25 protein-coding genes and 1 pseudogene are annotated in these 26,830 nt (G+C 38.7%); 21 read left to right on the top strand and 5 right to left on the bottom strand.

What is annotated here, in order from left to right:
* Window positions 1-119 precede the first annotated feature (119 nt).
* The 5 genes from ELQ35_RS01565 (at window position 120) to ELQ35_RS01545 (ending at window position 3,756) form a co-directional block, all read left to right on the top strand.
* On the top strand, window positions 120-926 hold the full coding sequence (locus tag ELQ35_RS01565; RefSeq protein ID WP_126863090.1) for an IclR family transcriptional regulator: 807 nt from the start codon (window positions 120-122) through the stop codon (window positions 924-926).
* Window positions 927-1,020: 94 nt separating this feature from the next.
* Complete coding sequence (locus ELQ35_RS01560; protein ID WP_126863089.1) at window positions 1,021-1,848, top strand: alpha/beta fold hydrolase; 828 nt, start codon at window positions 1,021-1,023, stop codon at window positions 1,846-1,848.
* Between the two features lie 161 nt (window positions 1,849-2,009).
* Entirely contained in the window at window positions 2,010-2,468 is a 459-nt protein-coding gene (locus ELQ35_RS01555) for a VOC family protein (protein WP_126863088.1), read from the top strand.
* A 191-nt stretch (window positions 2,469-2,659) separates the two neighbouring features.
* Window positions 2,660-3,112 (top strand): VOC family protein, encoded by a 453-nt coding sequence (locus tag ELQ35_RS01550; RefSeq protein ID WP_126863087.1) that lies wholly within the window; start codon window positions 2,660-2,662, stop codon window positions 3,110-3,112.
* A 143-nt stretch (window positions 3,113-3,255) separates the two neighbouring features.
* On the top strand, window positions 3,256-3,756 hold the full coding sequence (locus ELQ35_RS01545) for a VOC family protein (protein WP_126863086.1): 501 nt from the start codon (window positions 3,256-3,258) through the stop codon (window positions 3,754-3,756).
* Window positions 3,757-4,165: 409 nt separating this feature from the next.
* Here the strand turns inward: ELQ35_RS01545 and ELQ35_RS01535 are convergent.
* A pseudogene (locus tag ELQ35_RS01535) lies at window positions 4,166-5,088 on the bottom strand (glycerol dehydrogenase); the annotation flags it as partial.
* 307 nt (window positions 5,089-5,395) lie between these two features.
* Here ELQ35_RS01535 and ELQ35_RS22450 point away from each other — a divergent pair.
* The 4 genes from ELQ35_RS22450 to ELQ35_RS01520 all read left to right on the top strand — a co-directional run bounded on the left by ELQ35_RS22450 (window position 5,396) and on the right by ELQ35_RS01520 (window position 7,939).
* Entirely contained in the window at window positions 5,396-5,743 is a 348-nt protein-coding gene (locus ELQ35_RS22450) for a hypothetical protein (protein ID WP_185861612.1), read from the top strand.
* Window positions 5,721-6,839 (top strand): transposase, encoded by a 1,119-nt coding sequence (locus ELQ35_RS01530; protein ID WP_185861611.1) that lies wholly within the window; start codon window positions 5,721-5,723, stop codon window positions 6,837-6,839. The genes ELQ35_RS22450 and ELQ35_RS01530 overlap by 23 nt, the downstream gene beginning before the upstream one ends.
* 217 nt (window positions 6,840-7,056) lie before the next feature.
* Window positions 7,057-7,185, top strand: coding sequence for a hypothetical protein (locus ELQ35_RS23355; protein WP_281278083.1), 129 nt, complete (start codon window positions 7,057-7,059; stop codon window positions 7,183-7,185).
* A 223-nt stretch (window positions 7,186-7,408) separates the two neighbouring features.
* Window positions 7,409-7,939 carry a nitroreductase family protein gene (locus ELQ35_RS01520; protein ID WP_126863084.1) on the top strand — a complete coding sequence of 177 codons (531 nt, stop codon included), beginning with the start codon at window positions 7,409-7,411 and terminating at the stop codon, window positions 7,937-7,939.
* 68 nt (window positions 7,940-8,007) lie between these two features.
* Here ELQ35_RS01520 and cyoE read toward each other — a convergent pair whose 3' ends face one another.
* Both cyoE and ELQ35_RS01510 read right to left on the bottom strand, forming a co-directional pair.
* Window positions 8,008-8,922, bottom strand: coding sequence for a heme o synthase (cyoE, locus tag ELQ35_RS01515; RefSeq protein ID WP_126863083.1), 915 nt, complete (start codon window positions 8,920-8,922; stop codon window positions 8,008-8,010).
* A gap of 444 nt (window positions 8,923-9,366) precedes the next feature.
* Complete coding sequence (locus ELQ35_RS01510) at window positions 9,367-11,700, bottom strand: glycerophosphodiester phosphodiesterase family protein (protein WP_185861610.1); 2,334 nt, start codon at window positions 11,698-11,700, stop codon at window positions 9,367-9,369.
* A gap of 208 nt (window positions 11,701-11,908) precedes the next feature.
* On the opposite strand from ELQ35_RS01510, the gene ELQ35_RS01505 reads away from it, so the two are divergent.
* Entirely contained in the window at window positions 11,909-12,325 is a 417-nt protein-coding gene (locus ELQ35_RS01505; protein ID WP_126863081.1) for an SRPBCC family protein, read from the top strand.
* Between the two features lie 71 nt (window positions 12,326-12,396).
* Here ELQ35_RS01505 and ELQ35_RS01500 read toward each other — a convergent pair whose 3' ends face one another.
* Window positions 12,397-12,963 carry a hypothetical protein gene (locus ELQ35_RS01500; RefSeq protein ID WP_126863080.1) on the bottom strand — a complete coding sequence of 189 codons (567 nt, stop codon included), beginning with the start codon at window positions 12,961-12,963 and terminating at the stop codon, window positions 12,397-12,399.
* Window positions 12,964-13,683: 720 nt separating this feature from the next.
* Between ELQ35_RS01500 and ELQ35_RS01495 the strand changes: the two genes are divergently transcribed.
* Window positions 13,684-13,881: a hypothetical protein gene (locus ELQ35_RS01495; RefSeq protein WP_126863079.1), complete on the top strand. Its 198-nt coding sequence runs from the start codon at window positions 13,684-13,686 to the stop codon at window positions 13,879-13,881.
* A 176-nt stretch (window positions 13,882-14,057) separates the two neighbouring features.
* Here ELQ35_RS01495 and ELQ35_RS01490 read toward each other — a convergent pair whose 3' ends face one another.
* On the bottom strand, window positions 14,058-15,632 hold the full coding sequence (locus tag ELQ35_RS01490) for a bifunctional metallophosphatase/5'-nucleotidase (protein ID WP_185861608.1): 1,575 nt from the start codon (window positions 15,630-15,632) through the stop codon (window positions 14,058-14,060).
* 549 nt (window positions 15,633-16,181) lie between these two features.
* Between ELQ35_RS01490 and ELQ35_RS01485 the strand changes: the two genes are divergently transcribed.
* The 10 genes from ELQ35_RS01485 (at window position 16,182) to ELQ35_RS01440 (ending at window position 26,642) form a co-directional block, all read left to right on the top strand.
* A complete protein-coding gene (locus ELQ35_RS01485) occupies window positions 16,182-16,871 on the top strand; it encodes a LysM peptidoglycan-binding and 3D domain-containing protein (RefSeq protein ID WP_126863077.1) in 690 nt (229 codons plus the stop codon).
* Window positions 16,872-17,365: 494 nt separating this feature from the next.
* Window positions 17,366-18,688 carry a hypothetical protein gene (locus ELQ35_RS01480; RefSeq protein ID WP_126863076.1) on the top strand — a complete coding sequence of 441 codons (1,323 nt, stop codon included), beginning with the start codon at window positions 17,366-17,368 and terminating at the stop codon, window positions 18,686-18,688.
* 339 nt (window positions 18,689-19,027) lie between these two features.
* Window positions 19,028-19,861, top strand: coding sequence for an alpha/beta fold hydrolase (locus ELQ35_RS01475; protein ID WP_126863075.1), 834 nt, complete (start codon window positions 19,028-19,030; stop codon window positions 19,859-19,861).
* A 542-nt stretch (window positions 19,862-20,403) separates the two neighbouring features.
* On the top strand, window positions 20,404-21,126 hold the full coding sequence (locus ELQ35_RS01470; protein WP_126863074.1) for a carboxymuconolactone decarboxylase family protein: 723 nt from the start codon (window positions 20,404-20,406) through the stop codon (window positions 21,124-21,126).
* 15 nt (window positions 21,127-21,141) lie between these two features.
* Window positions 21,142-21,831, top strand: a complete 690-nt coding sequence (locus tag ELQ35_RS01465; RefSeq protein ID WP_126863073.1) for a CoA transferase subunit A — start codon at window positions 21,142-21,144, stop codon at window positions 21,829-21,831.
* Window positions 21,824-22,477: a 3-oxoacid CoA-transferase subunit B gene (locus ELQ35_RS01460; protein ID WP_126863072.1), complete on the top strand. Its 654-nt coding sequence runs from the start codon at window positions 21,824-21,826 to the stop codon at window positions 22,475-22,477. Before ELQ35_RS01465 ends, ELQ35_RS01460 begins: the two co-directional genes overlap by 8 nt.
* A complete protein-coding gene (locus tag ELQ35_RS01455) occupies window positions 22,474-23,604 on the top strand; it encodes a muconate cycloisomerase family protein (RefSeq protein WP_126863071.1) in 1,131 nt (376 codons plus the stop codon). The genes ELQ35_RS01460 and ELQ35_RS01455 overlap by 4 nt, the downstream gene beginning before the upstream one ends.
* Before the next feature lie 58 nt (window positions 23,605-23,662).
* Window positions 23,663-23,992, top strand: coding sequence for a DUF3870 domain-containing protein (locus ELQ35_RS01450; RefSeq protein WP_126863070.1), 330 nt, complete (start codon window positions 23,663-23,665; stop codon window positions 23,990-23,992).
* 20 nt (window positions 23,993-24,012) lie between these two features.
* Window positions 24,013-25,206 carry a thiolase family protein gene (locus tag ELQ35_RS01445; RefSeq protein ID WP_126863069.1) on the top strand — a complete coding sequence of 398 codons (1,194 nt, stop codon included), beginning with the start codon at window positions 24,013-24,015 and terminating at the stop codon, window positions 25,204-25,206.
* Window positions 25,207-25,367: 161 nt separating this feature from the next.
* Window positions 25,368-26,642 (top strand): MFS transporter, encoded by a 1,275-nt coding sequence (locus ELQ35_RS01440; protein WP_126863068.1) that lies wholly within the window; start codon window positions 25,368-25,370, stop codon window positions 26,640-26,642.
* Window positions 26,643-26,830: the final 188 nt, after the last annotated feature.

The raw sequence follows: 26,830 nt of genomic DNA, 5'->3' as shown, positions 1-26,830 counted from the left end.
TCCGCTTTTCAATGTTAGACCTTACAATTTATCCCTTACGAGTAATTGAAATTCCTTTTGAATTGGTTTAAACAAAGTCTGTCTAAGACAATACTTTGCTGGGAGGTTCAGGTGGGACAATGGCTGTAATTACAAAAAGTAAAAATACAGATCCAGGTAAAGAGCAAGGGAATTATCTACTCTCATCGGTTAAAAATGCTTTAAGCATTTTACAAAGTTTCACAATGGAAGAGCCGGAAAAGCAGGTGACTCAACTATCTCGTGAATTGGGGATTGGAAAGAGTTCCGTAAGTCGTATACTTGCTACTCTTGCAAGTGAGGGATTTGTAACCAAGGATGTAGAAAGCCAAAAGTATCGTTTAGGTTTAACATTCTTATCGTTGAGCGGTGTACTTACTTCTCAGCTGCAAATTAATAAAGAGGCGAGGCCAATCTTAAGGGATATGGTAAAAAACATTGGAGAATCGGTACATCTTGCCGTATTAGAAGGCACGAATACTATGTATCTTGAAATAGTGGAATGCAATCACCCTGTGAGAATCCTTACACATTTAGGGAAAAGGAATCCTGCATATTGTACTAGCTCGGGTAAAGTGATGTTGGCATTCCAAAGTGAGGGTCTAGTCGAGAGAATTATCAAAGATGGGTTACTTGCCTATGCCCCAAATACCATTACATCTCCCGATAAGTTACTTTTTGAACTCAAAGAAATCAATAAACAAGGTTACGCCATTAGTGTCGAAGAACTGTTAGAAGGGGTAACTTCGATTGCTGCTCCGATTCGAGATTATACTGGAAAAGTTGTTGCAGCCGTATCGGTGATAGGGCCTGTGCAACGTATTCGACGGCATCATCTTCCTACTTATCAAAAAAAAGTAGTCCAGGCAGCAAATGAGATATCGGAACAATTGGGTTATTGGAAGTAAGTGGGATGTAAAAAAATAGATAAATTTATCAAAAAAGGTAAGTCAATGATTTAAAAGAATTTTTCCAAAATAATATTTTGAGAGGAATGAGATTATGTCTGATCATGGAAAGTATATTGAAGCGGGAGGAATCAATACCCATTTTCATGAGGATGGGAGTGGAGAACCGCTTCTTCTCATACATGGGTCAGGCCCTGGTGTTTCAGCCTGGGCAAATTGGAGATTGGTATTTCCCATCCTGTCTCAGCATTATCACCTTTATGCGCCGGATGTAGTGGGATTCGGTTATACAGAAAGACCGAAAGATATTGAATATTCCGTAGATGAATGGGTTAACCATATGATCGCTTATATGGAGAAAAAGGGTTTGGAAAATGTATCGATACTAGGGAACTCTATGGGTGGAGCTTTGGCGCTACATATCGCTAATCGGCGTCCTGATCTGGTTAAAAAGCTTATTCTAATGGGAAGTGTAGGGATTGAATTTCCAATCACGAATGAATTGAATGAGGTGTGGGGATATACACCAAGCCTTAAGAATATGAAAGATATGATCGCTACTTTTGCTTATGACCAAAGCCTTGCAGCCAATGACGACCTTGTAGAAATGAGATATGAAGCAAGTATACAAGCAGGTTTTCAGGAATCATTTTCTGCGATGTTCCCAGCACCAAGGCAAAGGCATGTAAATGCTTTAGCTTTAAAAGAAGAAGAATTGAAAGGAATAGGAGTTCCTGTATTATTGATTCACGGCAGAGATGATCGGATTATCCCGGTAGAGAAAACCAGCTGGAAGATGTCACAAATCATGCCGAATGCTGAACTGCACGTTTTCCCACAGTGTGGACACTGGACGCAAATCGAAAAAACAAAGCCCTTTGCTAATCAAGTTATAGATTTCTTAGGACGACAGGGCAAATGAGGCGTTTGCTTTTTTCTTCACAGTCATCTTTTTGTAAAAGGTGAAAAGGTAGATGTTTAGTGATCGTTTTTTCAATATTACAAACATAGAATCCTTTTTACAATCAATTAGTGATTGTGGATTGAATTTAATCGATATTATTAAAGAGAGGATGAAGGAAGATGTCAAACACTAAAACTACTACTATGAAATCCCCGCTAGGATCCGCACATCACATCGGCATCTCGGTTGCCGACCTCGACGTTTGCATCAGCTGGTACGTTGAGAAACTCGGCTGCAAGGTCACCAACACGATGAATTTCGAAGACTTAGGCGTAAGGCTAGCTGTCCTCACGATTAATAATGAATTCAGCTTCGAGCTCATCGAGCGGAAGGGCTCCGTGCCGTTCCCGTTCCCGGGGGGTCCTGAAGAAGCTGTTCGGGTTCAAGGACACGCGCACATGGCCTTCACCGTCGACAACTGTGATGCTACGGCCGAGGAGCTTAAGCGCCGCGGGGTCAAGATCCTCTGTCTTGGTGGAAGCTCAGAGCCTTCAGACTACCCGGCGCTGAACTGGCGCTGCGCACATTTCCTTGACATCGAGGGCAACCTGCTTGAACTCGTCGAGCATTTGGACTAAGTTCAGGGCCTGTAAGGTCGGCGTCACGAAAAGTTTGTCGTGATGTTCAGTATGTTGGAACCACAGTATCTACGATCAAATATAATCCAAAATTTTTAAAAATAGGATTTTCTTCTCCCCAAAATTACTTGAATTATAAGTGATTGCAGGTTGGAGGTGAATTTATACAAATTGAGAGAGGATGAAGATACATGTCAAGAACAGAACCAACTACAATGGAATACCCGCTCGGCACTGTAACCCGGAGCCATCATATTGCTGTCTCGGTCGCAGACTTGGAGGCCAGCATTCGCTGGTACGAGGAGAAGCTTGGTTGCCAGGTCACGGACAGGATGAAGTTTGAAGATCTTAAGACCAATGTGGCGTTCGTCACAGTCAACAGCTTTACCTTTGAACTCGTCGAGCTTCACGGCTCTTCGCAGAACCCACACGCCGGGGGTACTCCCCCTGAGTTTGCATCGATCCAAGGCCCTATACATATGGCCTTCACCGTAGACAGCTGTGACGCTTCGACCGAGGAACTTAAGCGTCGCGGAGTCAAGTTCGTCTGGGAGCCGGCGGACTACCCGCTGCTTCGAGTGCGCTGCTCGCACTTCCTTGACCTCGAAGGCAACATGTTGGAGCTCGTCGAGCATCTGGGCTGAGTACGTAGACGCCAAGAGCGCTACGACGAACGGAGGAGGTTAGACCGACACAATGCAGCAGCGTCAAAAAACTTGCCACATGTGTTGGATTTAAAGTTTAATCTTTTATTGCTGAAATGATCGAGTTAGGAGGGGAAATAAACATGTTTGGGAAAACACTTCAGATTGGTTTAGTTGTGGACGATGTTGAGGCTTACATGAAGAAGTATAATGATGTTTACGGTATAGGACCTTGGACAGTATACGATTTCAACAAAGATAATATAAGTAATATGACTGTCCATGGTAAGAAAGAGGAGTATACTTTTAAAGTAGCAATATGTTTTGAGTTTCACAACATGCAGTGGGAGTTGATTGAACCGACAAGTGATAATAGCATTTATTCGGAATTTTTGAAAGAGCATGGCCCTGGCTTACACCATATCGCTCTATCAACTGAAAATGCTGATTCAAAGGAGAACTATGAAGATGTTATGCTAAAGATGGCTGCTCGGGGAATCAACGAGATTCAAGGTGGCGAATTTGCCTTAAAATATACTTACTTAGATACTATGAAAGACTTGGGTTTCATATTAGAAATATTTAATACCAATGAAGATTATGATCTACCCGCTTCGGTTGGAACTTACCCTTCCCAAAAATAAAATAGACCTTCAATATTTACCATCAAAATTGATTGAGGCTGACCCAAAAGGACATATAAAGTGCTTTTGGGTCAGCCTTTTCTTTTCTGTGAAAAAGAGGCATTTCGCAGGAATGACAATGAAGGAACGTTACCGAATCCAAGCCCGTCAACAGAAATTAGAAGAACTTTACTCCAATAATGGCGTTTTCGGTGAATAAACAAAGGTAAATCTTGAGCCAGCTTATTAATTTTATTATTGAGCTCGAACAAGAGATACAACAGACATACGCTGAACTGCATCAGTTGGCAGAACCTAGCTGGCAGGAGTAAAAGACCTCACAATATATTCAGGACCTAAAAAGGGGCAGCATTTTGCTACCCCTTTATCGCAATGCAAACTATTATTCTGTTACATTCTATATCACAAATTACTTTTCCAAACCGATGCGGGCTTTGTATGCTTTTGCAAACTGATCTACTGCAAGGATAGCGTTTACAACATCATCTGGAGTTACAGTAAATGGAAAATTATGAATGGTTTCATTCTCTTTTGTAGCTGCTACTCCAACATTGTATAAGTCTTCTCTTGTTGCATCTTGTAGTTTGATCTCTTCCAATGTTACTGGGAGGCCAAGCTGGAGATAGAACTCAATGTAACGTTCTATTTCATTGATCGGTCTGTTTTCTAGCACTAATTGTGCAACCGTTCCAAACGCTACTTTTTCTCCATGAGTCAGGTGATGGATATCGCCATCCAGAACTGTGAAACCATTATGAATAACATGAGCAGCTGCTAAACCGCCGCTCTCAAAGCCTAGTCCACTTAGTAAAGTGTTTGCTTCAATAACCGCTTCCAGAGCAGGGGTAACGATCTGGCGTTTGACGGATTCGTAAGCAAGCAATCCAAATTCGAAAAGCACTTCCTCACTTTTTTCTGCAATTGCCCTGCCAGCAATTGTTGTTAAACCGCCAGCCATATTAGTGGAACCTGTTTCGATTACCTGTCCTGCCTCCACCCAAGTTGCTGGGCATCTGCAATTCCAGAAGCTAGGAATCTAGGTGGTGCACCGGCAATAATTTGGGTATCTACTAAAATCAAATCCGGGTTTTTGTTAAAAAATTTATAAGATTCAAAAACTCCTTCATCGGAATAAATAACCGACAGAGCACTGGTAGGAGCGTCAGTAGAAGCAACCGTTGGAATAATAACACGAATTGCTTGCAAGCTATCTCCAATAGCCTTTACTGTATCAATTGTTTTTCAGCCGCCAACACCAATGACAACGTCTGATTTTTCCTGTTTGCCGATTTCTGTTATACGATCTATCTCATTAATAGAGGCCTCTCCATTAATCGCAAATTTTTATATTTGAGCCTCCGTCAAAATTCAGAAGCCCTTGTAAACACTCATTCTAATGATTGACTCAAGTTTATTTGGTCTCGTGCTCCTAACTGAGAACGAGGCTTTTCCTTTTTGTCAAACTCCGTTTTAGCTGATTTAAGGCCAAATAATCCGTTTTTTCTATATTCACACCCTAATTATTTACAGGGGTTTTATGGATAATGGGAACTTTGCGGTTTTACTAAAAAAGAAAAGTCATGACAGAAACCTTTTGGTATAATGGAAGTAACGAGCAACCATTAAAAAGGAGACTATCATGACTGCTACCATTATATCAAATAATGATTCAAATGTAATCTATCTTCAGGATGCTTTTCATTTTCCAGAATACCCTTTCCCCGATACGATCCTTCAGTTGCCTTTTGCTAAGGTTGCTCTCCATTTCCCATGGGAAGCTGTATTTTCTTCCTATGAGCAAGAATTCCTCCAAGCACGCCTCGAACATCACAAGAAAAATCCTGCGGAAAGGGAAGAAGAGCTACAAGAACATGTTTTGTTTGATCTGCCTAGCCCCTCACCAGTTTCGGGATCCGAAAGGGCGGAAAGGGACGAGATTTTATCCTCTGCTAAAAGCTTTTTTATTGGCTCCGCTTCTTCATATTGAAGTGATGGTCAGTACGGTACATGCACAAGTCGAGGCCAACCCGGCTTATGCTGCACTATGCGGGTTTTCATCGATCCCTTCAATCCGGACCTTTGAACGCTTTGACCAGATCATGATTGAAACGGGATTATGGGAAAAAGTTCGCAAGATGACGGTATTCCAAAATTTTGAACAGGGAGTCATCGAAAAAGAGGCTGTCGTCGCTGTCGATACCTCTCATATAGAGGCCGAGGCCACTTTGAATGCCACACGAAAAACATGCGATCATCCAGAACCTTGTGAATGCCCGAAGGTTCCGACGGATGACAATGTAGGTCTCGTTCGAAAAAGCAACACGGTTTCTTACATTGGCCATAAAGCATCTGTCGTCTGTGGGGTCCACTCGGAACTGCCTTCGACCCGGACTATTTTTAAGGGGAATCGATCGGATGCCGTTACCCTCGAAGAAACGCTAAAGGACGTTCTCGAAGATGTACCCTATATAGCCAAATCCATTCAATATGTCACCGCGGATGGTGTGTATCAAAATGGAAACAATCAAACGCTGTGTAAAGAGATCTTAGAAGCGAAATTGATCGCACCGATCAACCCAAGAAACCGCAAGGAAAAGCCATTAGACGTAAGAGGGATGCAAAAACTGACTTCTTATGGTGTCCCGGTTTGTATGAGTGGCCATCAAATGAAACTGAAAGGACTGGACACCACCAACAACCAATACATATGGGTTTGCCCAGTGTTCAATGAAAAGTATCAAAAAGAAGGCCTTACTTGTTCCAGCGCTTGTCATACAGAATGTTGTAGTCAAGCGAAGTCAGGGAGGACCATCCGAATCGACCAGGAAACAACTCCTCAAATTGATCCGGAGTTTCCTCAACATTTGGCGTCCTTTCAAAAAATATATAAGGAACGAACAGCCATTGAACGGGTGTTTGCCCAACTCAAAGATGGACTGAGTATGCGCCGTGTCCATAAAAGAGGGAAAAAAGCTGTTGAAGCGCATATGGATCGGTGTATTACGATATCTCATATGCTTGCTTATATCTCGGTCATGGAGACAGGAACGCTTTATAGAGGCTGGACAAAATTATCCGCTTAACTTTTTAAAAAACGGATTTTGAACCAAGGGAGTAGTCTGCCCTTTTTTTGATGATCCTATTTCTCTTCGAGAAGAAATGGGGATTTTATCTGTTTTCCTAAAAAAATCTCCCCTGCATCCTAAACTACCCTCCCACCATTATCCAAATTTATCCGGAATTTTAATTTTGACGGAGGCTCTTTAGAATAATTCTTCCATTTAGAATTGTGTAGAAAGGATGATAAATGTTGCTACGAATGTTGAATTAGATGATCATGCAAAAAAGTGGATTGAATCGAAAGGCAAACAGTTAACAGTAAAAACGATTCAGGTAAAAGGCTGTTGTGCTGTCGATCTTCATGAGTGAAAACCTAAGGCTCTGGATCGCTATCATGAGTTTAAAATTGACAATCTCTCAATTTGTATCCAGAAAAATAGTAAGAATAAGATTCTCCTAAAACTGTCGGGGTTTGGGTTTTTAAAATGGATTGCAGCAAAAGTTTTTCTGTAATAAATACAGAGAGGTACATCATAGTGGAGAGCATTGTCGCAAGTTTATGGGGTAACGAAAACGCGGAGGTTGATTTTAAATGGACGTATTTGAGGCAATACGCAAGAGACGGGAAATCACGCATTATTTGGATAAATCCATACCTGATGAAGATCTGGAGCGAATATTGGACTCAGCTTATTTGGCCCCTTCCGGAAACAATTTACCATCAAGAGAGTTTATTCTTGTGACAAAGCGTGAATCATTACAGCATTTGGCACAATCCACTCCTTTTGTTCCTTGGCTTGCAAAGGCTGCAGCAGCTATTGTAGTAACGGGGCGTCCTGAAGAGAGTAAGTATTGGTTACAGGATGCCTCCATTGCGTGTGGATTTATATGGTTGTCGGCGGTTGAATTAGGATTGGGGGCCGCGTTTGGGGCTATCTACCATGCAGAGGATGCCAATGAATCCGCACAACGGGAAGGCTATGTCCGGGAAACGCTGACGATTCCGAATGATCGGCGTGTAGTTGCTATTCTAGGATTGGGCTATCTGGAAAAAGAACCGGCGGCCAAACAATTGCTGCCAAAGGAATCACTTATTCATTATGAACAGTTTCAGGAAAAGTGACCTGTTTTATTTACATCAAAACAAGCCGGCTATTGAGTTCCAGCCGGCTTGTTTCGTTGCTTAGGAAATTAAATGAATGAAACAATGATTAGTAAAGAAAATAGAATGGTTAAATGATTGAGTGAAAAGACAAACATCATGGTGCCCCATTTATAATCTTCCATTTTACGAAAGCCGATAATCCCAGCCAACATCCAAGCAAGAGTGAGCCCAAACATTGTAAAGGCAACAACTTTACTAAATGATAAAAACAAAAAAGAAGATGCAAGCAGAATTACTAAATAAACAATCGTTTGAACTTTTGTACGGTGTATACCTTTAACAACCGGCAGCATCGGCACACCTGCATTTTTGTAATCTTCTAAACGCCTTATCGCGATTGCATAGAAATGAGGAGGCTGCCATAAAAACATAAGCATAAATAATCCGATTGAAATGGGATGGATGACCTCCGGTGAAATTGCAACCCATCCAATCAGCGGTGCAATGGCGCCAGATAAGCTGCCAACTTCTGTGTTATAAATGGTTTTTCTTTTCGTCCACATCGTATAAGGAACTAAATAAAGAAACAATCCCAAAAAACCGACGAACGCTGTTATACCAGAAATAAGAAGTAATAAAGCGATGCCCACAATTGCAAGCACGATTCCAAGCCATAACGCAAATATAGGATTAACGGAACCCGTAACTGTTGGCCGCACCATCGTCCTCTTCATGTGGGCATCGATATCCCGATCGTAGTAATTATTAATTGCACCAGCCCCGCCTACGACAAATGCTGTACCGAATAATGCCAGGAGTACTGTCAAAATATTATCGATAAAACTCAGATTATGGATGGACAGAGCTACAGAAAGACCGGCAAACATCCCGAGAAGGTTTGACTTCACAATTCCGTCTTTTACAATAGCTTTCAATACGCTCCAAGAAAGATAAGTTTTTATAGGAAGAGAATCTCCTATAACTGCTTCTGTATTTTTCATCACGGTTCACCTTTCTTTAAATCAATCAGTAGTAATGAATCTAATCAATTATGTACTATATTAACAGAAATTTGTTCTATAAAGATTTGAATCGTATTTTAGACAAAAAGATGTCGAATCTTTGTGAACATTTTCAATACAATTTTTAAATTTTCAGACCTTTATTGGGAATTTTGATGCATCCCGCTAAGGATTGCAGTAATCCAATCAGGACATGGAAGCCAGGCCATCTTTCGTGATATGGAACATCTTTTCAAAGAGTATATCGAGAAAGGTGCGGAAATCCGTGAATGGGCCCAGGAAGTAAATCAAATTCTGGATAATATTATAAATCAATCCGTTCAAAAATCATAAATGAGAGAGGCACCAACATAATGAAAAACGCCTGGATTTTATATCCAGGCGTTTTTAAGCGGCGGGTATAGACCTTACGTTACGATCTTTTTACTCTGAAATGGTTACTTCTATCGGTTCTGCGACGACATTCCAATCGTGCCCTAGCATCTTAAAGGTGTGTTTGACATAGACATTTACCTTTCCCGGAGCTAGAGCCGTAATGTTGTTGCCTTCAATTTGAATGATTTCTTCCTTTCCAGTCGCATATAGAGTAGTTGGAACTTTTTCTTTTTTATCCATTCTATAGCTAACTTTTGCCTTGGGATCAATCGTTTTCGTATTTCCTACTTCTAATTTTACCTTCTTAACAGGTGTTTCAAGCATGATAGGCGACTTTGTTAACCACTGAGTATAATCAGTAATCGGACCGATTATTCCTGCATTGAGGGATTGATGAAGATGCTCTTCATTTCTGTAAGTCCAATGCATGTTCAGCATTCCACGTTGACGCATATAGGTGATAAATTCCTGATAGAGGCTGCTATAGCTTGCGTTAAGGGATGTATTCATGCTTGTTCCATATAAAAGCATCTGTTGGGCTTTTTTCAGCTTGGCATTTTCGGTAGCAGGAACGGCTGAAGAGTATAGATAGCCAGTCCCAATCTCCGGTTTTATCACTTTGCTATTCTTGACGCTGTCGAGATTAAAGCTTTGAATGACAACCTTGTCTGCCATACCTTCTTCTTCTATCTCATCAATGACCTGTTGTTCGATGTCTGCTGCCTTTAGCTCTACCAGTAATACAACTTCTTTGTCTTTGAATTCCTGTAGATATTCCTTAAAAGTAGGAACTTTTTCGCCCTGGAATTCCGGGCCGAATTTCACGCCCGCATCAAGCTGTTGGATTTGGTCAAGTGTAAGATCCTTTACATTCCCTGTTCCATTTGTTGTCCGATTTACTGTGTAATCATGCATAATGACCAGGTGTCCGTCTTTTGTTTTTTGGACATCTGTTTCAATTAAATCCGCTCCAAGGTCATATGCTTGTCGATAACTCGTCATAGTGTTCTCCGGACTTAAGGAAGGAACCCCACGGTGTGCAGCTACGATTGGCCTTTGGATAATCGTTTTCTCGGGATATTCGGTTAGGGCCTCGGAAGTATACTCAGGTTTTGAAGATATGATCCCATCCACTCCAAGGTGAATTAATTCATGAGCGGATTCTGAAGATTCAGTACCGATTCCCCAAATCGCGATTGTTCTGCTGTGCAGATAATGAACGACTTCAGGAGTAATGTTCTTTTGCTCAATAATGGCCGTTTTGCTATTGTTCTGGTGAATTTGTTTTGCATATTCTTCTAAATCGCTTTTCGTGAAAGATTTTTTTCTATAAATTAAGCCAATTCGGGCAGTAGGGAACTTGTTCTTAAATGTTTGTAAAATGGAATCTTTGCTCGAGATTATATGTACATCGATCGTTTGGGTTTCATTTAAAGCACGGATGGTTTCATCTTCAAGGCCATCTTCTTCTAATTGAATGACAGGGATCAGTTTGTTCTTTATAGCTGCGAGTTTATCCTTTAGTGAGATTTCATTTACCATAAGGGTGCCATCACTATTCTTATGGACCGGCAGCACAGCAGACGCAATTTCAGATTCAGTATTTGTTTTTGAACTGCTTATAAGGGTTGGGGGATTTATGATAGTAGTCTCCGCTTCCTTTGGGATAAATGCATTTGAATTTTCTATTGGCGGTAATGCTATCGTTTGCGAAGTAACTTTTACGTTATCAAACTGTACGGTTGTTCCGTTTGCTTGAAAACCGACATCGCCAGAAGGCCATTTTGTTGCAAGATCAGTATCTATGACCAATTTGTCATTAATAAACTGTTGAACACGGTTTTTACTTGAAACCACCTTGAGGCGATATGTTTTATTAAACGCGAACTTCTCAGGATAAAAAGTACTTTCGGGTACCTCCCATTGATTTTTTTCATTCCTCATCGCAAATTCCAATCCATTTAAAGCAGTTGTATTTCTTCTGACCGCGAATTGATAGTAAGGATAATTTCCGGATTGAATACGATACATGATAGAGGCCCATCTTGCATCGTCAGCCGCTGCCTGGAAGGTCATATCTGCTTCAAATACAAAGTCACCATCTTTCTTGCTTAAAGGAACGATCACTCTGGCAGGACTAGAAGAGGAAGGGGAGCTTAATACCAGCTTACCGTCGTTTACTGAAGCATTTCCCTGTAGGAGTTTCCATCCTTCAGGCACACTCCCGTTAGCGATGCCGTCAAAATTTTCATTCATTAAAACATTGCTTGTTTCGCTCGCATAAGCGGTTGGGTTCTTGTCGGAAAGAGAAGGCCATGCGCTAAAGGCCACACCGGTGGCGAGTACGATCTTAAAAAGACCCTTTTTCTTAACTTTTAACATATTAAATGCCCCCACATACTTTAGTAGTTTAATAGTAAACTCCAAAACTATCATTCCAAAATTTTATTAAGTTGGTATTAAAATCAAGTAAAGGTTTTGCATGTAAGAGCTTTAACTTCATGTGGGGAAATGTATCTAAATCTATTTTCCACCCTTTTGTAATGGGGTTTTTTTAAAAGTTGTGAAATGCAATTCGATATGTTACTAGATTGAGCAAGAAGTATTTATCAAGGCAGAAAAAGAAATAGTGTATGAAGCCCTAACCGTTAACATTGGCAATTGGTGGCAGTATCGCGTCGGTAAAAAAGAGGCAAAAATGCGTATGGAACCAAAATTAGGAGGCCTTTTTACTGAAGAATGGAATGATGGTGGAGGTGCGGTTTGGGGCACCATCACATATATAAAGGGAAATGAAGAAATCCGATTGAATGGCATGCTTGGTATGAAAGGTGCTGTAAATAGTGCATATACGTTTGCGCTAGAAGAGCAAGATGGAGGCACATTATTAAAACTTTCTCATCATGCTGTTGGATTACTGACAGAGGAATGGGAACAATCACATCGAGAAGGATGGCAAGAACTTTTAGGAAAATTTTTAAAGGATTATGTGGAAAAAGATCACTGATATACTAAATGGGATTTTGTAGAAAAATAAAAAGGAAGGGGCAGGACCCTTCTTTTTGGCTTATAGTGATTTTAATCAAACCATCTAAAATGTGGGCTGTTAAGTCCCCTAATGAAATGTCCATAATCAACAACAGCAATTTCATTTTCATCCGATAACGCCACATTTGCCATCCTCAAATCCAGTGGCAAAATTCCGTAACTAACAAATTTTACTTGCAAATCTACTAGTTTTGTAATCTCGATGATCTGCCAGGGTACTTTTGCTTTCATTTTCTTCATAATAATCCAACCATGACCAAACTCTTTCATTGGGCAAAGATATCGTTTTATTTCCTGTGGACAGTGTGTGTATATGTCGAATTCAGTTTCATTGCTTTTAAGTCCCAAATTAGAGATAGCTATTTTTACTATATAGCCGTTATTAAGGTCATAGACAATTCGATTAACCCCACTTCCAATCACATTGTATTTTAACTTTAATGTGTTTTTTGCTTTTTTGATTTTTTCCTTTATGCTTCGAAAACGATATTGTCTCATTTGGGATATCCAAAAATGAATAGACTTTATCTCATCATCAGACAAGATAACACTTTTATCAGACTGAAATCTTTCCACATCTTTATTATCTAAGGACATAAATAAAATGGCCTCCTTTATCTTCAAAGTTTCTAACTTTCCATGCATTTTTGTATTCTTGGTTTCTCTTTGTCGGGATCCATAATAGGAGTTAAAGTAGTGTTCTCATTCTCCTAACAGCGATGTTCATACAGCTTCTATCGGTTCTCCCATTACGTCGTACAGTGTTTTCTCCTTTTAATTTCTTTAAGTTATTTTATGTCAATTAGATAAAATGACTTGTACCATCGTGAAAAAAAGGCACTGAAATATGTTTTTTGAATAAAATCAATATAACGGGAGTGCTACTGCGAAGAATTGCTTTCGTATATTATCGAAAGAGGACTACGAATGCTAAATTAACACTCCGTTGTACGTTCCTGCTAGTACGACTTTCGGAAGATATTCACGGACGGACGTTGACCATGCGCCACAGTTAGGACAGTGTGCACTTTTATTGGTTCACACGATCTGACAATATAATCCAGAATCTTGATAAACGTATGGAATTTCTTGTTGGTGTACAATGACAAAGGGAACTGTTTTCGTTTCAAACTCCATGGTATAATGGGTAAGCATCCAAATCATCCTTTCGTATGGTAGGTAGTCGTATACTTAACCAATACGTCGATAATTTGGATGTTCCTTTTTTGTCGATTTGTCGAATTATGGTATCCAGACTTTGATACTGAACCATTTTGTTAAAGGATTTTTATAGATACTATTGCGGGGGTGTTCAGAATGAAGATGACTTGGCTAATTAATACAGGCCATAATAAAGATAAAAGTATTCCTGCGTTTTTTATTCGTTCCTTCCGTGGAGCAGGGGAGTATTATGTTCACGGTGGAACTAATGATATTGTCGTCACTGAAATCACCAATAATGAAAAAGAAGGATTTAGGATGGTCCTTCATCGACTTATTGAACAATCGAGATAAATTCCTTAAGAACTTGGACAGCATGTACTGTCTCTTACCATGAGGATGGACGCCTGATAATTTAACTAAATATCAAGAGTAAGGAAAAGCGGGAGTCCATATAATAGGCTCCCGCTTTTTGGCATTCCGGAAATATGGAAGCGATTGTCTGTTATTTTCCAGAAAGGTGCTCTGTATTATCGGAGAACAACTTCGCGAGGGTACTTCTGTTGTATATAGTGCTTAAGTGCACTCACAACTAGTGGACCTGATTCTACGAGTCTCCCTTGTTTAAAGACAGTAAAGCCATCGCCGCCTGAAGCTAAATAATTACTAACCGCAATTGTATATTCCTTGTTTGGCTGTAGTTCTTTGCCTTGCAAGTCTTTCACTACAAGAATACGGCTGCCAATCGGGGCATCCGGGTTCCAGTTATACGTTAAGCCTGCAGTTTGCAAAATGTTTTCTTTGTCTTCCATCCATTGCTGTTCTAATGCACGTTTTATTTGGTCTCCAGTTAAGGTCAGCTTCACTACACTATGGTTAAACGGTAAGGCTGTATAAAGGTCTTCAATCGTAATTTCCCCTTTCTTTAAACTTGCCCGGATCCCGCCGTGATGGACAAAAGCAATCTCTGATTCCATTGCCGTCCGTCCGGATTCCGCAACTATTTGCGCCAATGGGGATTCGCCGTTTGGATTTTGCTTCCGTGCAAATCCTTCAGGAACTTCTCCTACTATTGTATTTGTATAGACGTCCATTTTTTCTTTGTATTTATTTAGAAGAGTAATCGTTTCTTCATCGGGTTCTATTTGATGATGTGACGTGACTATAATGTTTGCTTTCTTCTTAACAATATCTTTTGTATGTCGGTCAAGGCTAAGCTTTACTTGAGAAAAAGCTTTCCCATAAGAATAAGATTGAACGATTAGTTTACCGTCTACCTCGGTATTAGCATATTTATGGTTATGGCCGCCAAAGATGACATCGACCTCATCATCAATTTTTGGAGCCATCTCCGCTAAATCTTCAGAAGGATTTGTTCCTGTCAAATCAGATTTAGCTGCAACATGGGCGAGTACCACAATGGATTTTATCCCTTTTTCTTTTAATAGCTCAACTGTTTGATTAATCGCCGAAACTTCATCAATAATTTTTACTTCTTTTCGAATTTCAGGGAGAACAAACTGATTGGTCTCGGTTGTGACCACACCAATGAACCCAATGTTGATTCCGTTTATTTGTTTAATCACATACGGTGGTAACAACGGGGTACCGGTTTTTTTATCAATGACGTTTGCGGAGCAGTAAGAGGTATTGGAACCTGGAAAAGTGCCTGTTTTTTCATGAAACCCTCCATGAATAAGGCGTTTCATCTCATTAACGCCTTCGTCGAATTCATGATTTCCAAGTGTCCCTACATCAAAGTTCAAAAGGTTTAATAATTCAATCGTTGGTTGATCTTGAAATAGAGAGGAGATAGGCGGACTTCCTCCAACCATATCACCAGCATGAACAAGGAGTGTATTTTCGGTTTCCTGTTTATATTGTTTTAAATAGGCAGCCAAGTATTCAGCGCCCCCTGCCTTGGTCCCTGACAGGCTTTGATATTTGTTAAGCTGGCCATGAAAATCATTGACGCCCAACAATTGAACTTGAATGTAGTTATTGGATGCTGACGGTTTTAGTGAGGTTGAAGTGGAATTGTATTCATATGTTCCCAGAATGAGGAGTAACAGGAAGAACACCGGTGCGATTTGAAATTTTGACAACTTCTGATTCCTCCCTTCAGATGTACTTTCAGTATAACTTTGGATCATTTCAGCCATCTAAAGGGAACGTAAATTTTTTATTAAGGATGATATAAGAGGATGTGGTTCTTTCGGGAGACACGATTGTCCAGGCGCCATCAAGAATAATAATGACAACGTTTAGTGGATTTTTTAATACAATGCTTGAAGCTGCTCTAAAAAAAGATTGGACTAAAAGGATGGACAGATTTCTATAGAAATAAATTATAAATCGCGATTGTGTTTTTGAACCTTATTTTGAAATAGTGTAGTTATTCGAAAAAGCCCCACCAATTTTGAGGGTAATCATGAAAATTTAATATTTCCATTATGCACCAACCGTATTAAAAAGCCATTTGTGGCAAGGGTTAACTCTTTTTCCTGTAAATTAATCGGATTCTTAGAAAAAAGTATGTAACTTGATTGTTGTAGTGATGACATTTTCGCAACTGAAATATAATCTGTCTGTTCTTTATGTAGTTATTTTCTATGTTAAGATAATGAAAATAATGAACAGGGAGGCTTTTCATAATGAGAAAAGCAATATTTTCTTTTATTGTAGCAGCGGCACTTACAGGAACCATTGGAGCAAATGCAGATGCACAGGAGGTGTCCGTCAAAAAAGGGGATACTCTCTGGAGTATTTCGCAGGGTTATAAGGTCTCCGTAGAGCAAGTTAAAAAGTGGAATCATTTATCATCGAATACCATTTATCCAGATCAACAATTAAAAGTTTCACCAGAAAGAAAACAATACATAGTGAAAAAAGGCGATACACTTTGGAAGATTGCAAGAGAGAACGGAGTGTCAGTTGATAACTTAAAAGATTGGAATCATTTGCAAACAGATTTGATCTTTCCAAACCAAAAAATAGCTTTCGACTCATTGGAGGGATCTGAGGGATCTCTTGAGCGGCAAAAGGAGTCACTTGGAAAAACTCTTACAGTAAAATCAACGGCATATACCGCATATTGTGAGGGTTGTTCCGGAGTGACTAAAACCGGTGTCAACCTCAGAAAAAATCCTAATGAAAAGGTTATTGCGGTAGATCCGAATGTTATCCCGCTAGGTTCAAAGGTTCATGTGGAGGGATATGGCTATGCTACTGCAGAGGATATTGGTGGAGCAATTGATGGAAATGAAATCGATATCTTTTTCCCTGAAGAACATACGGCACTGAATTGGGGCGTTAAATCTGTTAAAGTTTCCATCATTAACTAATGTAACGTGCTTCCAGAAAATAGTAGATAGAGGTAAGAAAACAGGATTTTATGGAATCGACAGTCTAGATAGAAATATCAAGATTAACGCTGAGATCACGAAGGTTTGTAATCCCAGATTATTAGAAGTAAGATGAAAATTCCCCTAAAGTGTTTTTTACATATGCTGTAACCATTCATCCCAATAGGGTCAACCTTATTGGGATATTTTTATTTTGCGAAAATGTTATAATTAGAGTGTTTCATTAGAATTAGAGGATAATAGTAAAACTCAAACGTATATTCTTTAAAGACCGTATTGAAGGTGGCATGGAAAACTTCAGCGCACGCCGAGAATCCTGCTGCTTGCTTTTCATCGAACCAAAAAACTTCTTGGAAGGTAAAGGGTGTATTTCTGTGAGATCTTTTCTAAAGTGGATATTTATTTTTTTGATTAGTCTATATGCATGCATACATTTCTTGAGTTTTTTCTGGCCTTCTGAGTGGTTGTCCAACTTGCTCTCATTGTTTGGAATCCTATCTTTACTTGTTACCTTCTTTTATATGAAGCCAAGGGTAATGATCCTTCCTCTTTTTCTCACGATAAGTTCGATTGCTATCATGCTGCTGAGCTCTAAAGGAAACATCTTTCCAGGCATCTGGGAAGGAATTCTGCAAATGCGTGCCCTAATAAGCCTGTTATTTATTGTACCCATTGTTAGCTGGGTGCTGCGCTATGAGCCTTATATCGAAGAAGTGATGATCTTTAGCCGCAAACATTTAAATAACAGTAAAAGCTTTTATGGCGGGATCATGTCAGTTACCCAGTTGGTTTCCTACTTTATCATAATTGGAGCGGTACCTATTATGTTCCAATTTGTACATACCTTTTTAAAAGGAAAAAAAGGGGAGATATGGGATACGTTTAAAGCGACCACTGTACTGAGGGGTTTTGCCTTGAGTTCGCTTTGGATTATTAGTGTTCCGAGCTTTTCTTATGCTGTTCAAAGTACGGGAGCGTCTTTATCTATTGCCATTCTTCAGGGATTTTCCGTTTCTTTGGCAGGGACGGCATTAGCTATAGGTTTTCTTTACTTTCAGGAAAAAAAAGATCCATCTATTCTATCCAAAGGAATTCAAGAAGAATTTAATAGAGTGTTATCAGTGAAAAAAACAGACAGAATAACGTATCGAATAGTCATCGAATTTATCATTTTGTTTCTATCTTTACTGGTGCCTATTTTCGTTATCCATCTTACTTTACATTGGGATTTATTAATCGTTATACCTTTGGTTGTACTAGCTTGGACGTTCATTTATTTTCTGACCAAACGAGATCTGTATCGGTTTTTTACGGAAGGTAAATATTATATTACCAGGGGAGTTCCACAAAAGGGGAAAGAAATGAGCATTTTCTTTTCAGCAGGTTTGCTTATATATGCCTTGAATATTTCAGGATGGGGAAAAGAATTTGTAGAGGGTGTCTATTATCTGACAGAAAAACTGCCGTTGATAAATTTCCTATGGGTGCTCCCATTGATCATTGTCATGCTGGGATCTATCGGTCTCGGCCCGTTGATGTCCATGGTTCTTGTAGGGGGAATTATTCAAAATATCGATTCTCCCTATCCACCGGAGCTCATTTTGATTTCACTGACTATTGGAAGCGCCCTTTCGATTATGCTATCCCCCTTAGTTGCTCCAGTCATTATATTGAGTGGTGCAAACGGGCGTAGTCCCTGGAATAACAGTTTTAAAAATAATTGGGCATATGCATGTACATTCTATCTGCTGGTGGAAGCCTATGTGCAATTGATGTTATGGTCAGACATTTTGTAGAGTGTGTGTTGTTGTAAGGGGTCATTTCGTGATTTAGATGGAAAAAGTAATTGAAATTTTGAATACTTCATGTAAAATGAAATTATTACATTTATAATTGCCTATTCATTAACTATTAAAAAACACACTTTTTTAATAAAAATTAATGAAATGAATGGCTATCTTACCTTCACCATCAAATAATTGATGGTGAAGGTAAGATAGCCATTTTTTGTAGCATTAATGTGTGTGTGCATATTTTGTGAGAGGTGTAAAATATTTTAGTTTATAAGTGTTAACAAACACAACCAGATAAATGATTGATGATGGCTAAATAAATTTAATTCGAGGAGTGTTACTATGAAAATGTATGTAAAAGAACTGGGGAATCGAAATATTCAAATTGCCGATTATCCGGGCGAAAAAGGAACAATTATTGCTATTCATGGATTAACAGGGACACATAAAAATATGCATTACTATGCGGAATTGTTAAAGGGCGAGTATCGAGTAATTGCTGTTGATTTAAGAGGGCGCGGGAATAGTTCGGAACTAGATGAACATACATCTATCTTTAAACATGCGGAAGATGTAATCGATTTAATAACAGAACTGAAAATAGAAAATCCAATCTTAATTGGTCATTCAATGGGAGCATTTATCTCATCGATTATAGCGAGCAAATTAGAAACGGTAAAAGGATTGGTTTTATTAGACGGTGCAGCTACAATGTCTGATCAGCAACGTGACATTGTAAAACCATCTTTAGGAAGATTAAGTAAAAGGTATGAATCTAAAGAAAGTTATATTGAGGAAGTTAAAGGGATTTATAATAGATTAGGGGTGGAATGGACACCTGTTTTACAGGATGCAGTGGAGTATGAAATTCGAGAAGCAGGAGATAAGTGGGAACATAAATCAACGGAATATAAGGTACTGGAAGACTTTGAAAGCTTTTATTCATATATCCCTAAAACAGTGTGCTCAAAAGTTACATGCAATACTTTATTAGTGTATGCAAAAGGTGAAATTGGTACTTTACCACCCTTATTTTTTGAAAATGCATATGATGATACGAAGAAATATACGGAACATATTGAAACAATTATCTCGGATTGTAATCACTACACAATGGTGTTTGAAAATAGAGAAGAGATAAATCAATCGATTAAAACATTTTTAATGAGAATATAACATAGGAATAGTGTCTTGAAAATTATATATTTTTTAAAAGGGGATTGAAATTTTCAGAATTTCATGTAATATAAGATTAACAAATTAATTATTGCCTATTCATTAGCTATTAAAAAACAACCTTTTTTAATATAACTAGTGGACAAACAGGCTGTCTTAGACAACTACTATCAATTTTTGATAGTAATGTTTAAGATAGCCTTTTTTTTATCGCAATAATGTAAACGCTTTAAACCTCTCGTGGGTTTTGCTATCAACATACTTCATTTAAATCTGGAACTTTATGATGGTCTAGTGACAAAAAATGATCATCAGGAAGTTGGTATTAATAAACAACATTACCTTGAACAAACAAGGGATATATATCACTCATACTTTGAGTCTAGAATGATTTCTTTTTGTGACCATAGCGGAGCATAGGTAACTGCTCCGTCACATTCCATTGAAAATGGAGCGTCCGTAGAGCAAATTTACTTGAAGAGGCCGAATGTGGACAAGGTGTCTATTTTAAACTCACAACTAATTTGAGAGGTGTTGACAAAATGGGTAAAGGATTATCGTATTTTAAAGAAGTGTATGATGTGGTACCGGGTTGGGTTCAAAAAATGCACGATTGTAACCCAAATGCACTTGATCATTATACAAGCTTGCGTAGTGAAATTATGCAAGAGGGAGCTTTAACAAGAAAAGAGAAAGATATTCTGCTAGTAGGGATAAATGCGGCAAGATTGTATGAACGAAGCATGGTTTACCACACCAAAGGAGCAATAGATGGCGGAGCAACTCTACCAGAGCTAGTTGAATATCTCATTGTTCCTTACTTGTTTAATGGAGCAAAAGCTTTACAAACAGGAGTAAAGTCATTGGAATATGCACTTACACTAAAAGGCATTGAATTTCAAGCAGAAAGTGCAGATGGAAAAACGACAGAAGAACTTCTTCTTTATATGATAGAGCTTTTAGGTGGGGAGAACTCCTCCTTTGCTACAAATGTATTAAAGCTTGTTAGATCAGGAGATGAAGCGTTACTTAAAGAGTATGTACTAAGTGATTCAGTCGTTTCAAAAATACTGAAACATATTTTAATGGCTGGAATCTTCATAACTGTGTTAAAAGGGCAACAAGCAGAAGAATGGATGGAAGCAGCAAGAGCTAATGGTGCATCAGAGGCTCAATTAGCAGATGTAGGATTTATTTGTTTATTAACCGCGGGTATTCCAGCTTGGTTTGAAGCAAGTGATTCATTAATAGAAAACAAAATGTGATAGGAGGGTGGGAAAATGTCGAAGATACACCAAGATATAGAGAAAGCATTAGCATGTGTAAAAGATGGTCATACGTTAATGGTAGGCGGGTTTGGACTAATCGGTGCACCTCTAACATTAATTGATGGTTTAACGAAAAAAGAAGTAACAGAATTAACGGTTATCAGCAATAACTTAGGTGAGATAGGCAAAGGATTAGGTGAACTCCTAAGACAAAAGAAAATCAAAAAGGCTGTCGGATCTTATTTTACTAGTAATCGCGAGGTCGGGGATTATTACCAAAAGGGTGAGATTGAATTAGAGCTACTACCCCAAGGGACATTATCCGAATCTATGCGTGCTGGCGGTGCAGGTATAGGTGGGTATTATACGAAAACAGGTGTAGGAACAGAACTAGCAAAAGGTAAAGAAGAAAGAGAAATTAACGGAATTAAATATATTTTCGAACCGGCTATCCGAGCGGATGTAGCTTTAATCAGGGCTTGGAAAGCAGATACACTCGGTAATCTCGTTTATTATAAAACGGCTCGTAATTTCAATCCACTTATGGCAACAGCAGCAGATGTAGTAATTGTAGAAGTAGATGAAATTGTAGAACCTGGAGAACTATCTCCAGAAGTGATCGTAACGCCGCATTTATTCGTCGATGGCATTATTAAAGCAAAGAAAATCTTGACGAAAGAAGGTGTTATTGATTATGAGTGAAAAAAATCAAATTCAAGATTTGATAGCAAAACGTGCGGCGAAAGAACTTACAGGTCCTTGTGTCGTAAACCTTGGAATTGGAATTCCGACTTTAGTTGCGAAATACATTGAAGATGAAAATGTCTATTTTCATACGGAAAATGGATTGTTAGGTGTCACTGATGTTGAGGAAGGCCAAATCGATCCTAATTTGGTGAATGCAGGAAAACTCCCTGTTGGTGAAACAATCGGAGCATCGTTTTTTAATAGTGCCGAATCTTTTGCGATGATTCGCGGAGGCCATGTTGATGTAGCAATCCTGGGTGTTTTACAAGTGGATCAGTCAGGACAAATTGCCAATTGGGCAGTTCCAGGTAAGAACATTATGGGTGTAGGGGGAGCAATGGATTTGCTTGTAGGAGCAAAGAAAGTCATTGTAACAACGACACATACATCGAAAGACGGAAAAAGTAAGTTATTAAAAAAATGCCATTTTCCTATTACATCAACAAGAAGTGTAGACATGATCATTACTGAATTAGCAGTATTTGAAGTAGAAGAAGGTAAATTGAATTTATTGGAATTAATGCCAGGTATAACGATTGAAGAAGTGAGAGACAAGACAGAAGCGGACTTTATCGATCAACTAAAGGAGAGAGCTAAGTGAAAATACATTCATTAGATGTATACGTAGTAGATTTACCTACAATTCGACCTCATCACTTAGCAATGCATACAATTGTAACGCAGACTATTGTGATGGCTTGTATGAAAAGTGAAGATGGAATTGAAGGTTGGGGAGAAGTGGCAACAATTGGCGGAGCTTCATACTGTGAGGAAAGTCCAGAAGCGATCAAATTGAATATTGAAAAGTATATTAAGCCATTAATAATTGAAAAAAATCCAATTAACTTCGATGCTCTTTCACATATGATAGGCACACATGTTAAAGGGAATTACTTTGCGAAAGCACTAGTAGAATCGGCAATGGTTGACCTAGTAGCTAAAACAAAGAATGTTCCAAGCTATGAATTATTCGGTGGACAATGTCATACATCATTACCTGTTGCCTGGACATTAGCGAGTGGAGACACGGTAAGGGATATTGAAGAGGCTCAAAATTATTTAGAAACGAAAAGGCATAATATCTTTAAATTGAAAATAGGAAAAGGCAATCCTAAAAAGAACGTGACACACGTTATCAAAATTAAAGAAGCAGTCGGTGATGCAGGCAGTGTTCGTGTTGATATTAACCAAGCCTGGGATGAAGTCACTTCTCTTTATTGTATAGAAGCGTTAGAAGATGGTGGCGTGGACCTGATTGAACAACCATTAGTCCGTTGGAATAATGAAGGAATGTCGAAATTATCCTCCAGATTTAAAGTGCCAATTATGGCAGATGAATCACTTGGAACGCTGCATGAAGCTTATCAAATTGCAAAGCATAGAGCAGCAGATGTATTTGCTCTAAAAGTTCCGAAAGCAGGTGGACTAACTGCAACTAAAAAAGTAGCAGCCGTTGCAGAGGCGACTGGAATTTCAATGTATGGCGGGACAATGATTGAATCATCTTTAGGAACTGCAATTTGTGCACAGCTTTACTCAACGATTCCTGAAATGACATTTGGTACTGAACTATTTGGTCCTTTACTATTTAAAGACAATGTAACGGTAAACCAAATAGAATATGAGAATTTTGAAATAAAAATTCCAAACGGACCAGGATTTGGTATGGAGATTGATAAAGAAAAATTGAAACATTATTCAAGAGAATTTGTAAGTAGTTTAAGCTAGTATGAGGGATAATAATTCCATGTTACCCTTACAGGTAGTCTTGAAAGGATGAAGTATTATGGCAATGCCAACATTACTAATTACTGCTTATGCAAAAGCACCGCAAAATACAGGTATGTACGAAAATTATAAATATGCGGGTATAGTACTTGAAATCCAAAAAGAAAGTCACATTATTATAAATGCAGAATTTACTTTTTTAACAAAATTAGCACAAGATTTTTTTAAGCGAATGATTGTTGGATATGATTTCAGTAAGGATATTAATCCATTAATAGATCATATTACAACTGATTTTTTAGCGCCATCACAACAATCCGTTATAGTTGCACTAAAAATAGCACATCAAAGATATAAAGACAGTTTAGAAGAAAGAAGAAAAAAATAAAAAATACGGGGGGATCAAAAATGACTAATGTCGTTATTATTGACTCTGTTCGAACTGCTATTGGGAAATTAGGGGGAGCATTAGAAAATGTTCCTGCTGATTTTCTAGCAGCTACTGTTCTTGATGAAGTTATCAAGCGAGCGGATATTCCAAAAGAAATTATTGATGAAGTAATAATGGGACAAGCCAAACAAAGTTCTGATGCATCAAATTTGGCAAGAATAGCATTACTCCGTGCCGACTTCCCGGTTGAAGTACCAGGTTATACAGTCCATCGGCAATGTGGCTCAGGTATTCAAGCCATTAATTCGGCTAGTCAGCAAATTCAATGTGGTCTAGGAAAGGTTATTATTGCTGGTGGAGCAGAATCGATGAGTACAGCTCCGTATTATATGCGAAATGTTCGTTTTGGATTAAAATCAGGAAATGGACAATTATTGGATCCAAACACGGAAAGCCAGCCGGGTTCACAGCCCATTGAAGATTATGGCATATTAACAATGGGAATGACAGCAGAAAATTTAGCTGAAAAGTACTCTATTTCAAGAATTCAACAAGACGAATTTGCATTAAGAAGCCAAGAAAATGCAAAAAGAGCCATTTCTACTGAACTATTTTCAAAAGAAATCGTCCCCTATCAAATAAAAACTAGAAAAGGAATAACTGAGTTTAAAGTGGATGAGCACCCAAGAGAAACCAGCTTAGAAAAATTAGCCCAGTTAAAGCCAGTTTTTAAAGAAAATGGGACAGTAACAGCTGGAAATAGCAGTGGCAGAAATGATGGTGCATCCGCTCTCGTACTCATGTCAGAAGAAGAAGCAAAAAGACTTGGCAAAAAACCAAAAGCAAGAGTAATTGCTCAAGCAGCTGCAGGAGTTTCACCAAATTTTATGGGGATTGGACCTGTCAACTCAACGTTGAAGGCGCTCCAAATATCTGGTCTGAAATTAGAAGATATTGATTTAATTGAATTAAATGAAGCATTTTCTGCACAAGCTTTAGCGGTAATAAAAGAATTAAAGCTCGATCTAAATAAGGTGAATCCTAATGGTGGTGCAATTGCCATGGGACACCCGATTGGTGCCACAGGTGCCATTTTAGCAACAAAAGCGATGCATGAATTAGAAAGAACAGGAAAAAGATACGGGCTCATCACCTTATGTATTGCAGGTGGGTTAGGAATTACAACAATTATTGAAAACAAACAGTTATAAATAAATTTATATATAAAAATTAAAAAAACAAAAAATCGTATAAAACTGCTGATAATTTACAGACCTTTGAAAATAGTAAATAAAAACATTATTAAAAGCGGATTAAGATCGTAAGAAGCAATAATAGTAATCCTACTAATATATAGAAAAGTGGTGGTATTATGGAAAATACTAAAAAAAATCCTACGTGGATAGTTGTATTTGTCGCTTGTTTTATTGGCCTCGTAGTCGATGGCATGGATATACAAATGCTATCCGTAACGCTTCCGAGCTTAATAGAAGAATTTAATATAACGAAGACACAGGCTGGCCTCATCAGTACTTTGTCCTTAGTGGGAATGGCCTTGGGAGGAATAATGGGCGGCTGGTTATCTGACCGGTTTGGCCGGGTGCGCATGGCGTCTTATATGATGGTGCTATTCTCCGTCGGTACTGCTTTACTAGGGTTGGTGCAAACATACGAACAATTCATCACCGTCCGTTTTATTTCAGCAATTGGCATCGGAGCTGAATATTCGATTGTATCGATGCTTATGGCAGAGTATGTTCCAACTAAGAAACGAACAACTATTTTAGGTACCCTTCAAGCAGCATATTCAGTCGGTTATTTAGTGGCAGCACTCTTGGCAGGAGTCATTCTACCTGAATTCGGTTGGAGACCGCTTTATTTTATATCGATTATTCCTGTAGTTTTAGCACTTTATTTAAGACGTAAAATCCCTGAGCCTCAATCGTGGATAGAAGGGGTTCAAAAACGCAAATCATCTGGAATTAAGAAAAATGAATGGGCTACAATTTTTAAAGAACCAAAAACGAGGAAAATTTTTCTATTGTGGATTCTGACAGCAACCTTCCTGCAGTTTGGGTTTTACGGTATCGGCTCATGGCTGCCAACATATCTAGTCAGTGAACTAGGCTTTGATTTTAAAAAGATGACAGGATATCTAGTTGGGACTTATACAGCCATGATATTAGGAAAGATTATTACAGGGTGGTTGGCTGATAAATTCGGCCGGAAAACAATGTTTATCATTGGTGGTTTAGCTACTGCGATGGCCTTGCCTATTATCTATCTGTATAATTCACCGGCCAATATTATTGCCTTATTGACTATACTAGGATTTCTTTATGGTATGCCTTATGCAGTCAACGCTACGTATATGAGCGAAAGTTTCCCGACGCATATCCGTGGTACTGCTGTAGGGGGAGCTTATAACATTGGTCGTTTTGGGTCAGCAATAGCTCCAATCTCAATTGGAATCATTGCCGAAGCAAATTCAATCGGGTTCGGTTTGGCGACCTTGGGGATTGCCTACGCACTTGCTGGAATCATCCCTGCGCTATTTATCAAAGAAAAAATGTACGATCCATTTAAAACGGAAGGCGGTATTCAGGACAGAAAAAATGGAAACGCTTCCGGGGGCCATTCTGCATAAGCAGTGGAATTTCCCATAAGGTATATGACTTTAGCCCTCATTCTTCGTAAAGAATGAGGGCTTTTAACTACGCGTAAATATTTTATTAAGCTGATTAAATTTACCTTAAAAATAGGTGGTGGATCTTAAGTAAATAATTGATTCTTAAAATAATTGTTATAAAAAGAGGTTTCAATTATAGGAATTTA

This window comes from Peribacillus cavernae (genome assembly GCF_003989135.1).
Lineage (GTDB): Bacteria > Bacillota > Bacilli > Bacillales > DSM-1321 > Peribacillus > Peribacillus cavernae.
Note: the sequence above shows the minus strand (reverse complement) of the source record. Positions and strands in the feature narration are given on the sequence as shown.

Excerpts from the sequence above, each read along its gene's own strand:
- ELQ35_RS01565 (WP_126863090.1), top strand. The coding sequence starts at position 120 with ATGGCTGTAATTACAAAAAGTAAAAATACAGATCCAGGTAAAGAGCAA.
- ELQ35_RS01560 (WP_126863089.1), top strand. The coding sequence starts at position 1,021 with ATGTCTGATCATGGAAAGTATATTGAAGCGGGAGGAATCAATACCCAT.
- ELQ35_RS01555 (WP_126863088.1), top strand. The coding sequence starts at position 2,010 with ATGTCAAACACTAAAACTACTACTATGAAATCCCCGCTAGGATCCGCA.
- ELQ35_RS01550 (WP_126863087.1), top strand. The coding sequence starts at position 2,660 with ATGTCAAGAACAGAACCAACTACAATGGAATACCCGCTCGGCACTGTA.
- ELQ35_RS01545 (WP_126863086.1), top strand. The coding sequence starts at position 3,256 with ATGTTTGGGAAAACACTTCAGATTGGTTTAGTTGTGGACGATGTTGAG.
- ELQ35_RS22450 (WP_185861612.1), top strand. The coding sequence starts at position 5,396 with ATGACTGCTACCATTATATCAAATAATGATTCAAATGTAATCTATCTT.
- ELQ35_RS23355 (WP_281278083.1), top strand. The coding sequence starts at position 7,057 with ATGATAAATGTTGCTACGAATGTTGAATTAGATGATCATGCAAAAAAG.
- ELQ35_RS01520 (WP_126863084.1), top strand. The coding sequence starts at position 7,409 with ATGGACGTATTTGAGGCAATACGCAAGAGACGGGAAATCACGCATTAT.
- cyoE (WP_126863083.1), bottom strand. The coding sequence starts at position 8,922 with ATGAAAAATACAGAAGCAGTTATAGGAGATTCTCTTCCTATAAAAACT.
- ELQ35_RS01510 (WP_185861610.1), bottom strand. The coding sequence starts at position 11,700 with ATGTTAAAAGTTAAGAAAAAGGGTCTTTTTAAGATCGTACTCGCCACC.
- ELQ35_RS01500 (WP_126863080.1), bottom strand. The coding sequence starts at position 12,963 with ATGTCCTTAGATAATAAAGATGTGGAAAGATTTCAGTCTGATAAAAGT.
- ELQ35_RS01495 (WP_126863079.1), top strand. The coding sequence starts at position 13,684 with ATGAAGATGACTTGGCTAATTAATACAGGCCATAATAAAGATAAAAGT.
- ELQ35_RS01485 (WP_126863077.1), top strand. The coding sequence starts at position 16,182 with ATGAGAAAAGCAATATTTTCTTTTATTGTAGCAGCGGCACTTACAGGA.
- ELQ35_RS01475 (WP_126863075.1), top strand. The coding sequence starts at position 19,028 with ATGAAAATGTATGTAAAAGAACTGGGGAATCGAAATATTCAAATTGCC.
- ELQ35_RS01470 (WP_126863074.1), top strand. The coding sequence starts at position 20,404 with ATGGGTAAAGGATTATCGTATTTTAAAGAAGTGTATGATGTGGTACCG.
- ELQ35_RS01465 (WP_126863073.1), top strand. The coding sequence starts at position 21,142 with ATGTCGAAGATACACCAAGATATAGAGAAAGCATTAGCATGTGTAAAA.
- ELQ35_RS01460 (WP_126863072.1), top strand. The coding sequence starts at position 21,824 with ATGAGTGAAAAAAATCAAATTCAAGATTTGATAGCAAAACGTGCGGCG.
- ELQ35_RS01450 (WP_126863070.1), top strand. The coding sequence starts at position 23,663 with ATGGCAATGCCAACATTACTAATTACTGCTTATGCAAAAGCACCGCAA.
- ELQ35_RS01445 (WP_126863069.1), top strand. The coding sequence starts at position 24,013 with ATGACTAATGTCGTTATTATTGACTCTGTTCGAACTGCTATTGGGAAA.
- ELQ35_RS01440 (WP_126863068.1), top strand. The coding sequence starts at position 25,368 with ATGGAAAATACTAAAAAAAATCCTACGTGGATAGTTGTATTTGTCGCT.